Origin of the sequence: Micromonospora palythoicola (genome assembly GCF_036689795.1) — a bacterium.
Taxonomy (GTDB): domain Bacteria; phylum Actinomycetota; class Actinomycetes; order Mycobacteriales; family Micromonosporaceae; genus Micromonospora; species Micromonospora palythoicola.
In genome coordinates this window covers 63,631-74,709 of the sequence record NZ_JBAGKI010000028.1, presented here as the reverse complement: position 1 = coordinate 74,709, position 11,079 = coordinate 63,631, and the positions used below count along the sequence as shown (strand labels likewise).

The 11,079-nt window shown below is 71.2% G+C and carries 7 protein-coding genes; 3 read left to right on the top strand and 4 right to left on the bottom strand.

Annotation, left to right across the window (positions count from 1 at the left end; translation table 11 throughout):
• The first annotated feature begins 365 nt into the window (after positions 1-365).
• Entirely contained in the window at positions 366-1,448 is a 1,083-nt protein-coding gene (locus tag V5O40_RS15160; RefSeq protein WP_332906025.1) for a glycoside hydrolase family 19 protein, read from the top strand.
• Between the two features lie 45 nt (positions 1,449-1,493).
• Here the strand turns inward: V5O40_RS15160 and V5O40_RS15155 are convergent, their stop codons facing one another.
• Genes V5O40_RS15155 through V5O40_RS15145 form a run of 3 tightly spaced genes read right to left on the bottom strand, consistent with a single transcriptional unit; the run spans position 1,494 to position 4,651 of the window.
• The gene (locus V5O40_RS15155; protein ID WP_332906024.1) at positions 1,494-3,122 is read right to left on the bottom strand and encodes an isovaleryl-CoA dehydrogenase; all 1,629 of its coding nucleotides are present in this window, start codon (positions 3,120-3,122) and stop codon (positions 1,494-1,496) included.
• Positions 3,119-3,718 (bottom strand): TetR/AcrR family transcriptional regulator, encoded by a 600-nt coding sequence (locus V5O40_RS15150; RefSeq protein WP_332906023.1) that lies wholly within the window; start codon positions 3,716-3,718, stop codon positions 3,119-3,121. The genes V5O40_RS15155 and V5O40_RS15150 overlap by 4 nt, the downstream gene beginning before the upstream one ends.
• A gap of 51 nt (positions 3,719-3,769) precedes the next feature.
• Positions 3,770-4,651, bottom strand: coding sequence for a bifunctional helix-turn-helix transcriptional regulator/GNAT family N-acetyltransferase (locus tag V5O40_RS15145; protein ID WP_332906022.1), 882 nt, complete (start codon positions 4,649-4,651; stop codon positions 3,770-3,772).
• A 369-nt stretch (positions 4,652-5,020) separates the two neighbouring features.
• Here V5O40_RS15145 and V5O40_RS15140 point away from each other — a divergent pair, with 369 nt between their 5' ends.
• Positions 5,021-7,765, top strand: a complete 2,745-nt coding sequence (locus V5O40_RS15140; protein WP_332906021.1) for a beta-L-arabinofuranosidase domain-containing protein — start codon at positions 5,021-5,023, stop codon at positions 7,763-7,765.
• Between the two features lie 473 nt (positions 7,766-8,238).
• Entirely contained in the window at positions 8,239-9,612 is a 1,374-nt protein-coding gene (locus V5O40_RS15135) for an endo-1,4-beta-xylanase (protein ID WP_332906020.1), read from the top strand.
• A 146-nt stretch (positions 9,613-9,758) separates the two neighbouring features.
• Here V5O40_RS15135 and V5O40_RS15130 read toward each other — a convergent pair whose 3' ends face one another.
• Positions 9,759-10,748: a LacI family DNA-binding transcriptional regulator gene (locus V5O40_RS15130; protein ID WP_269742740.1), complete on the bottom strand. Its 990-nt coding sequence runs from the start codon at positions 10,746-10,748 to the stop codon at positions 9,759-9,761.
• Positions 10,749-11,079 lie beyond the last annotated feature (331 nt).

Here is an 11,079-nt window from a genome sequence, read left to right as displayed (position 1 = left end):
GGGGGCGCCCCGGGGTCGCACTCGGGGCCGCTGCCAGATTACCTTGAGCTTCCTGCGCGGTCACGGGGCGCGCCCCGGGGCCCGCGCCCGCGGTGGCGGGCCCGGGACCGGTGGAACAGAGACGAATCCGTCCTCGGCCGTCGTCCCCCGGAACCGTGGCGGCTCCGGTTGCCCATCGGGCGACGGTCACTCACACGCGCGACAACGCATCGGCGTCCAAGAATCCCACAGCAACGGGCCCGGCTCAACGCCCGGTTCACTGCTCGGAACTAATAGTAAGGTTTATGAACAGTTGGTGCTACCATCATGTCCGTCGATGAGCGTTCCGCCCTTCGACGTCCCCTCCCTTCGGAAGGAGTGATCGCATGTCGAGATGGCGCGCCCTGGCCGCGTTCGCGGCACTGACGCTCACCGGCGCGCTGCTGGCGGTCATCCCGTCGACCGCCGCCTCCGCCGCAGCCTGTGCCACCGGGTGGCGGTCCACCGCGGTCTACACCTCCGGCATGCAGGTGTCCCACAACGGCCGCAACTACCAGGCGAAGTGGTGGACCCAGAACGAGGCGCCGCCCGGCACCACCGGGGTCTGGCAGGACCTGGGCGCCTGCGGCGGCAGCACCCCACCGCCCACGGGCGGCACCTGCAACCATCCGAACTGGACCGCCGGCACCTGGTACCCGGCCGGCAGCATCGTGCGGTACACCAACGGCCAGTACTACATCGCCGAGCACGACAATCCCGGCTACGACCCGATCATCAGCACCTGGTACTGGGACCCGTACACCTGCTCGGGCACGCCGCCCACCAGCAACCCGCCGCCGACCAACCCGGGTGGCTTCGTGGTCAGCGAGGCCCAGTTCCACCAGATGTTCCCGAACCGCAACTCCTTCTACTCGTACGCCGGACTGGTCAACGCGCTCAGCGCCTACCCGGCGTTCGCCCGCACCGGCAGCGCCACGGTGCAGCGGCAGGAGGCGGCGGCCTTCCTGGCGAACGTGTACCACGAGACCGGCGGCCTGGTGCACATCGTGGAGCAGAACACGGCCAACTACCCGCACTACTGCGACGGCGGCCAGCCGTACGGCTGCCCGGCCGGGCAGGCCGCGTACTACGGGCGGGGGCCGATCCAGCTGAGCTGGAACTTCAACTACCACGCGGCCGGCAACGCCCTCGGGCTGCCGCTGCTGACCAACCCGTGGCTGGTGCAGACCGACGCCGCCGTGGCCTGGAAGACCGCCATCTGGTACTGGATGACGCAGAACGGGCCCGGCACGATGACCGCGCACACCGCGATGGTCACCGGAGCCGGCTTCGGCCAGACCATCCGCAGCATCAACGGCTCGATCGAGTGCAACGGCGGCAACCCCGCCCAGGTGCAGAGTCGGGTCACCCGGTACCAGCAGTTCGTGGGCATCCTCGGGGTGGCCGCCGGAGCGAACCTCTACTGCTGATCCCCGGCTCCGGTGCCGCCGCCCACCGTGGCGGCACCGGACCGGTCAGCCGACCTTCGGGGTGGCCCGGTCGATGATCGCGGCGAAGTCGACGCCGGCCGGCAACGTGCCGTAGGCATGTCCCCGGTCGCCGCCCAGCCGGGACGCGCAGAAGGCGTCGGCGACCGCCGGGTGACCGTGGCGCACCAGCAGCGCACCCTGCAACACCAGCGCCAACTGTTCGACCACCCGACGGGCGCGTACCTCCAGATCGGCCGGATCGGCCAGGGCGGCCCGCACCTGGCGGACCGCGGCGTCGAGCCGGGCGTCGGCGCCCGCGGCGGCGTCCACCTCCGACTGGAACGCCGCCATCACCTCGGGCGCGCCGGCCAGCGCCCGCAGCACGTCCAGCGCGGCGACGTTCCCGGAGCCTTCCCAGATGGAGTTGAGTGGCGACTCGCGGAACAGTCGCGGCATCCCGGACTCCTCCACGTAGCCGTTGCCACCCAGGCACTCCAGGGCCTCCGCGGCGTGACCGGGCCACCGCTTGCAGACCCAGTACTTGCCCACCGCGAGGGCGATCCGCTTGAACGCCGTCTCGGCCGCGTCGCCCCGGGCGGACCGGTCGGTCGCCCCGGCCAGGCGCATCATCAGCACGGTGGCGGCCTCGGACTCCACCGCCAGGTCGGCCAGGACGTTGCGCATCAGGGGCTGGTCCACGAGGTAGCGGCCGAACGCCCGCCGGTGCGCGACGTGATGCGCGGCGGTGACGACCCCGTGCCGCATGCCGGAGGCCGCACCGATCACGCAGTCCAGCCGGGTCAGGTTCACCATGTCGATGATGGTGCGCACGCCCCGGCCCTCGTCGCCGACCCGCCAGGCCACCGCCTCGTCGTACTCCACCTCGGCGGAGGCGTTGGAGCGGTTGCCCAGCTTGTCCTTGAGCCGCATCAACCGCATCGGGTTGCGGGTGCCGTCGGGAAGCACCCGGGGAACCAGGAAGCAGGTGAGCCCGCCGGGCGCCTGGGCGAGGGTGAGGAAGAGGTCGCACATCGGCGCGGAGGTGAACCACTTGTGCCCGACCAGCCGGTAGCTGCCGTCGGCCGTCGGGCGTGCCGTGGTGGTGTTCGCCCGCACGTCCGACCCGCCCTGCTTCTCGGTCATCGACATGCCCGCCAGCAGCCCCCGCTTGCCCTGCGGCGCCCGCAGCCCGAAGTCGTAGCTGCGGGCGGTGAGCAACGGTTCGTAGCGGGCGGCCAGGTCGGGGGCGTGCCGCAGCGCGGGCACCGCCGCGTACGTCATCGAGATCGGGCAACCGTGCCCGGCGTCGGGCCGCCAGACGTGGAACTTCGCGGCCCGGGCCACGTGCGCGCCGGGCCGCTCGTCGCCCCAGGGCGCGGCGTGCAGGCCGTGCGCCACGGCGGTACGCATCAACTCGTGCCAGGAGGGGTGGAACTCCACCTCGTCGACGCGGTGCCCGTAGCGGTCGTGGGTCCGCAGCACCGGCGGATGGTCGTTGGCCAGCCGGCCGTGCTCGGCGGCCTGTTCGGTGCCGGCCAGCCGGCCGAGTTCGCGCACCTCGGCCGTGGCCCAGTCGGCGCCCTCCCGGGCCAGCGCGTCGAGCAGCGCGGGCTCGTCCGCCGTGTCGTGGCCGACCAGCGGCGGCACCTGGTTGAACACCTCGTGTGTGCTCACGACGGAACTCCCAACGCGCGGTGGATGAAGGTGGTCAGGCCACCGATGGTGTCCGGGCCGGCGACACCGGCGGCCAGTGGGCCCACCATCGCCTCGGCCAGTGCGCCGACCACGGCGGTGGAGGTCAGCTCGGGATCCTGCGCCGGCAGCTCACCGCCGGCCACGCCGTCGGCGATGTAGCCGGCCAGCAGCGCCGCGTGGGCCCGCCGGAAGACCAGCCGCTGCGTCTCCACCGCCGGATCGACCGGCTCGGCGAGCAGGGCGTACGCGAGCCGTGGTGACCGTAGTGCCCGGCCGGCGAAGGTCTCGATGACGGCCCGGACCCGCGCGGCGGCGGTGTGCTCGGCGGTGGCGGCCCGGGTGACGGCGTCGATCTCGCGCTGGCTGGCGGTGCGGAACACCTCGGCGAAGAGGTCGGCCTTGGCCGGGAAGTGCCGGTAGACGCTGCCGGTGGCCAACCCGGCCCGCTCGGCGACCGCCGCGACCGAGCAGCCGGCGTAGCCGTGCTCGGCCAGGATGCCGAGGGCGGCGTCCACGATCCGCTCGCGCGAGGCGGTCAGCCGCGCCCGCACCCGCTCGGTACTCCGGTACGCCACACCAAGAATTGAATCACCGTTCATTTCTTGCCGGCAAGCCGGGTCGACCGGTCAGTCCAGCGATTTGGCGAACCAGTGGTGTGCGTACGGATTGCGGTTGTAGGGCGGGATCTCCCGGTAGCCCGCGCTGCGGTAGAGCCGGATCGCCTCGGTGAGGCTGCGGTTGGTGTCCAGCCGCACGCTGCGCGCGCCGGCCGCGGCCGCCTGCCGCTCCAGCTCGGTGAGCAGGCGGCGGCCGACGCCGAGCCCGCGCGCCGACGCCGACACCCACAGCCGTTTGATCTCGGCGGGCTCATCCGGCGGCAACCGCACCGCGCCACAGCCCACCGCCTCGGTCGCGACGGTGGCCACCAGGAACAGCCCGGCCGGTGGCACCAGTTCGTGGTCGTCGACGCCGCTACCGGCCGGGTCGAAGCCCGAGTCGAACCGGGCGGCGAGTTCCCGCGCGTACGCCCGCAGGCAGGCCCGGGCCCGTGGCTCACCCGGATGGCACGGCCCGATGGTGACGAGCGAGGCCATCAGCAGGTGCTCGACCTCCGCCATGGCGGCGGTGAGCCGGGTCCGCTGGCTGCCGGTCAGGGGCGACAGCAGCGACCAGGCCAGCTCGTCGGACCTGCCGTCGAGCAATGCCCACTCGGCGCGACCGGCCTCGGTCAGGTGTGCGGTGCGGACCCGACCGTCGCCGGCACTCGGCCCGACCCTCACCAGGCCCGCCCCCTCCAGGATGCGCAGCAGTCGGCTGAGGTAGCCGGCGTCGAGATCCAGCCGGACCCGCAGGGCCGCGATCTCGGCACCGTCGGGGCCGATCTCCCAGAGCAGGCGAGACTGCGCCAGGGGCCGGTCCCGGGCGAGATAGCTGTCGTCAAGCGCGCCGACGCGCTGGGTCACCGTGCGGTTGAAGCGCCGCACCACGTCCACGAGTGCACGATCCACGATCGCTGACTTTAGTCAGAGATTCTGCCGGCGAACAGTCGCCGGGGCCGATGAGCCACGCGGGAGCCGGCGCGGCCAGGGTCGCCAGCCCGGTGCCGGCACCTTCCGACCTCGACCGGGTCGAGGGTCGACCCGAGGTGTTTCGCCGGTCCGTCCGGGCGTCTTGCGGAGGCGGAGTGAGGCCGCGTATGTTAGCGATAACATCGACAAACATGGCGGCAGTCGTCACCGCAGCGAAACCCGCGCCGGGTCCGGACGACGCGCGCTGCGCGCCACGCGTCGACGTCATCGCACCGTTCCTCGCCGCCCGGTAGGCCACCACCCCCGCCGGGTCGGGCGGCGCTCCCCCACGCCACCACGGAGGTCGTGATGCCCTACCCGTCCCTCAACCGTCGACACGTGCTCCGGGCCGCCGGCGCGGCCGCCGTCGCCGCCGCCGTCGGCCCCGCACTGGCCAACGGCACGGCCAGTGCCGCGCTACCCCCGGTGCGGCCCGACCTCGGCGTCGCCGCGTACGCCTTCGAGCCGGGCCAGGTGCGGTTGACCGCCAGCCGCTGGCTGGACAACCAGAACCGCACGGTCAACTACCTGCGCTTCGTCGACGTCAACCGGCTGCTCTACAACTTCCGCGCGAACCACCGGCTGTCCACCGCCGGTGCCGCCGCCCTCGGCGGCTGGGAGGCACCCAACTTCCCGTTCCGCACCCACTCCCAGGGGCACTTCCTGAGCGCCTGGTCGTACCTGTGGGCGGTGCTCGGCGACACCTCCTGCCGGGACAAGGCCAACCACATGGTGGCCGAGCTGGCCAAGTGCCAGGCCAACAACGGCGCCGCTGGCTTCAACGCCGGCTACCTCAGCGGCTTTCCCGAGTCCGACTTCACCGCCGTGGAGAACCGCACGCTCAACAACGGCAACGTGCCGTACTACGCCATCCACAAGACCCTGGCCGGGCTGCTCGACGTGTGGCGGTACATCGGCAACAACCAGGCCCGCGACGTCCTGCTGGCGTTCGCCGGCTGGGTGGACTGGCGCACCAGCCGACTGAGTTCGGCGCAGATGCAGGCCATGCTGGGCACCGAGTTCGGCGGGATGAACGCCGTGCTGACCGACCTGTACCAGCAGACCGGCGACGCCCGCTGGCTGACCACCGCCCAGCGGTTCGACCACAACGCGGTGTTCAACCCGCTGGCGGCCAACTCCGACCAGCTCAACGGGCTGCACGCCAACACCCAGGTACCGAAGTGGATCGGTGCCGCCCGCGAGTTCAAGGCCACCGGCACCACCCGGTACCGGGACATCGCCAGCAACGCGTGGAACATGACGGTGAACGCGCACACCTACGTCATCGGCGGCAACAGCCAGGCCGAACACTTCCGGGCGCCCAACGCCATCGCCAGCTACCTGCGCAACGACACCTGCGAGGCGTGCAACACGTACAACATGCTCAAGCTGACCCGGGAGCTGTGGCTGCTGGACCCGAACCGGGTCGCGTACTTCGACTTCTACGAGCGGGCGCTGCTCAACCACCTGATCGGGGCGCAGAATCCGGCCGACAACCACGGCCACATCACGTACTTCACCCCGTTGAACCCCGGCGGGCGGCGGGGTGTCGGGCCGGCGTGGGGCGGCGGCACCTGGAGCACCGACTACAACTCCTTCTGGTGCTGCCAGGGCTCGCAACTGGAGACCAACACCACCCTGATGAACTCGATCTACTTCCACAACGACACCACGCTCACGGTGAACCTGTTCATGCCCTCGGTGCTGACCTGGTCGCAGCGCGGCATCACGGTCACCCAGAGCACCACCTACCCGGTCAGCGACACCACGACCCTCACCGTGACCGGCGACGTCGGCGGGTCGTGGACGATGCGGATCCGCATCCCGGCCTGGACGCAGGGCGCGACGATCAGCGTCAACGGCGCCGCGCAGAACATCACCACCACGCCGGGCACCTACGCCACCCTCACCCGATCCTGGACCTCCGGCGACACGGTGGCGGTACGGCTTCCGATGCGGGTCATCGTGCAGCCGGCCAACGACGACCCGAACGTGGTGGCCCTGACCTACGGCCCCGCGGTGCTCTCCGGCAACTACGGCAACACCGCGCTGTCCGCCCTGCCCGCCCTGGCCACCACCTCGGTCAACCGCACCAGCACCTCGGCGTTGGCCTTCACCGCCACCGCCAACGGCGCCACGGTCAACCTGATCCCGTTCTACGACGCGCACGGGCACAACTACACCGTCTACTGGAACGCCAACGGCCAGTCCCCGGGCACCGGAACGGCGACGTTCCGGCTCGCCAACGTCGCCAGCGGCCTGGTGCTCGGCATCGAGAACATGTCCACCGCCGACGGGGCGCCCGCGTTGCAGTGGGGCGACAACGGCACCGCCGACCACGACTGGCAGCTGGTCGTCGACGGCAACGCGGTGAAGTTCCGCAACGCCAACAGCGCCAAGGTGCTCGGCGTACAGAACATGTCGACCGCCGACAACGCACAGGTGCTGCAGTGGTCCGACACCGGCACGGCCGACCACCGGTGGACGATCGTGGACGTCGGCGACGGGTCGCACAAGATCCGCAACGGGCACACCGGCAAACTGCTCGCCACCCTGAACGGTTCCACCGCCCAGGGCGCCCGCGCCGTGCAGGATCCGGACAACGGCACGCCGGACAACCAGTGGCGGTTCGTGCCCAACGGTGCCCGTCGGATCCAGAACCTGGCCACCGGTCTCGTGCTGGGCGTGCAGAACATGTCCACCGCCGACGGCGGACTGGTGATCCAGTGGGGCGACACCGGCACCGCCGACCACCTCTGGACCGCGATCGTGGACAGTGGCGGCTACCTGCGGCTGCGCAACTCCCACAGCGGCAAGGTGCTCGGCGTGGAGAACGGCAGCAGCGGCAACGGCGCCCGCGTGGTGCAGTGGGCCGACAACGGTGCGGCCAGCAACCGCTGGCGGCTGCGGTACGCCGCGAACGGCTACTTCCGGATCCAGTCCGCCAACGGCGGGCGGGTCCTCGGCGTCACCGGTGCCTCGTCCAGTCAGGGTGCCCAGATCGTGATCTGGGACGACAGCGGCGCGGGCGACCACCGTTGGCGTTTCATCTGAGCCGACCCGTCGTCACCGAGGCCGCCGGGCACCACCCACGGGTCGTGTCCGGCGGCCTCGGCCGTCGTCCCGAACCACCCACACATCCACCATCATCGCTTGAGGGTGTTATCGATAACATGCTAGCTTCGGGGCAAGGAGCACCGGGCACGCTCCTGTTCGAGGCCACCGGCCACCGGGCCGAGGCGGTCACCCCGCCGACCCCCGCCCGGCGGCCTGTCCGGGCCGCACCCGCGAGACGCCGCGCGCTGCCAATCCGCGCGGAAGGGCACGCCTCGACGGATCCTCGCGCACCTCGGAGAACGGCCGCCGTCATCGGCGACCGGCACACCTCGACTCACCGCGCAACCCGTGCGACCCGCGTTCGGGTCGACTCACCGCGCCCGTTTCCGGAGATCCGGGCCCGGGATCACGGCAGTCGACAGGTGATTCGCGGCGGCACGCCGAACCACCACCATCGAAAGGGCACGTCGATGAGAACCAGAACCACCGCAGGCAGGGGCGTGGGCATCCGGCCGCGTACCGTGCTGATGTCCGTCGCGGCCGGTGCCGCGCTGCTCGTCTCCACCGCGCTGGTCGCGCCCTCCGCACACGCCGCCGCCAGCACCCTCGGCGCGGCGGCGGCGCAGAGCGGCCGCTACTTCGGCGCCGCCACCAACTCGTTCCAGCTCTCCAACTCCGCCTACGCCACGATCCTCAACCGCGAGTTCAACTCGATCGTGGCCGAGAACGAGATGAAGTGGTACGCCAACGAACCCCAGCAGAACGTCTTCAACTTCAGCGCCGGTGACCGCCTCGTCGCACACGCCCGGGCCAACGGGATGTCCGTACGTGGTCACACCCTGCTCTGGCACGCGCAGCAGCCCGGCTGGGCACAGAACCTGTCCGGCACCGCACTGCGCAACGCGGCCATCAACCACGTCACCCGGGTGGCGACCCACTACCGGGGACAGATCCACTCCTGGGACGTGGTGAACGAGGCGTTCGCCGACGGCGGTAGCGGCGCCCGGCGGGACTCGAACCTGCAACGCACCGGCAACGACTGGATCGAGGCGGCGTTCCGCGCCGCCCGGGCGGCCGACCCCGGCGCGAAGCTCTGCTACAACGACTACAACACCGACGGCATCAACGCGAAGTCGACCGGCATCTACAACATGGTGCGCGACTTCAAGCAGCGCGGCGTACCGATCGACTGCGTCGGCTTCCAGTCCCACCTCGGCACCACCCTCTCCGGCGACTACCAGGCCAACCTGCAACGCTTCGCCGACCTCGGCGTGGACGTGCAGATCACCGAACTGGACGTCGCCCAGGGCGCCAACCAGGCGAGCATCTACGAACGGGTCACCCGGGCCTGCCTGGCCGTGACGCGCTGCACCGGGATCACGGTCTGGGGAGTCTGGGACGCCGCCTCGTGGCGAGATGACAATCCGCTGCTGTTCGACGGCAACGGGAACAAGAAGCCCGCGTACACCTCGGTGCTCAACGCGCTGAACAGCGTCAGCGGGCCGAACCCGACCACCGCGCCGCCGACCACGACCGCGCCGCCGCCGGGTGGCGGCGGCTGCTCGGCGTCGGTGTCGCTGAACTCGTGGAACGGCGGCTTCGTGGCCACCGTCCGGGTCACCGCCGGCAGTGCCGCGATCCGCGGCTGGACCGTACGGATCACGCTGCCCGGCGGCGCGGCGGTCACCGGCACCTGGAACGCGCAGGCCAGCGGCAGCACCGGGACGGTGAACTTCGCCAACGTCAGCTACAACGGCCAGGTCGGCGCGGGCGGTAGCACCGAGTTCGGCTTCCAGGGCACCGGCGTCGGCCCATCCGCCACCCCCACCTGCACCGCCACCTGACCCCACCCCCACTCCCCCACCCCGGCTCACCCCGACCCACTGGATGATCAAGAAGTTTTGGTCGCGTCCGGCGCGTAGGCCGACCAAAACTTCTTGATCAACTCTTCGGAGGGTTCCGGGGGTGGGGTGGGGTGGGTGGGGTGGGGTCAGCGGCGGGGAGGTGGGCCTACGCTTCGGCGGGCCACCAGGGTCGGGGCGATGGTCCGGCGCAGGGCACCGCCGCTCACCGACTCGATCTGGGTGAGCAGCATCTCCAGGCTCGCCCGCGCCACCGCGCCGAAGTCCGGTCGTACGGTGGTCAGCGGCGGAATGAAGTAGGCGGCCTCGGGCACGTCGTCGAAGCCGACCACGCTGATGTCGTCCGGCACCCGGCGGCCGTGCTCGTGCAGGGCGCGCAGCACTCCGAGGGCCAGGTGGTCGTTGGCGGTGAAGACGGCGGTGACGTCGGGCATTCGAGCCAGCATCTGCCCGCACCGGTAGCCGGCCGCCGCGGACCAGTCCGCCGGCACCAGCGGCGGGATCTCCGCCCCGGCCGAGGTCAGGGCCTCCCGCCAGCCCTCGATGCGGCCGGCGCTGTCGAACCAGTCCGACGGGCCGGAAACGTGCCAGACCGTACGGTGGCCGGCGTCGAGCAGGTGCTGGGTGGCGGCCCGGGCGCCGGCGGCCTGATCCACGGTCACCAGCGGCATCGGTCGGTGCGGATCACCGTCCACGGTCACCAGCGGCACGTCCTTGGGCAGGCGCTCCAGCGCCTCGCCCGCCGACTCCACCGGCGCGATCACCACGATACCGGCGACCCGGTGCGCCAGATGCCGCTCGACCACCGCGGAAATCGACCGATGGTCGAGGTCACGCACGCTACCCACACTGACCGCGAAGCCGGACTCGGCGGCCGCCTGCTCCAGCGCGGCCAGTAGCGAGGCCGGACCGTAGAGGGTGGTGTTCTGCGCCACCACGCCGATCACCTGGGATCGGCCGGTGACCAGCGCACGGGCCGCCCGGTTCGGCCGGTAGCCGAGCTCGGCGATGGCCGCCTGGACGCGCAGCCGGGTCTGCTCCCGCACGTTCGGGTGCCCGTTGAGCACGCGTGAGACCGTCTGGTGGGAAACACCGGCGAGGCGGGCCACGTCCGTCATCGCAGGATCGCGTACGGCCATCTCACACTCCCCGCAATCCAGTCATCGCCGCAGCCCGTCGGCGATGACTGGCACGGCTCAGGTACAAAGATCCCCTCGCGCGGTGCCCACGCCGGCCGTGCCGTCCGGGTGGAGAGCGCTAGATCACGCACAGTCTAGCGCCAGCAGCCGCCCCGGTGACCGCCGGCCCGACCGCAGCTTTCGGCACGGTCGCCTGTTAGCGGTCACACGGGTTACTTCTCTGTCGTGTCAGCTGCGCGTCTCGACGCTCGGGTGAGGCTGCACGAGCGGCAACGGACAATTTACAGGCATAGATGATAGCGATAACATT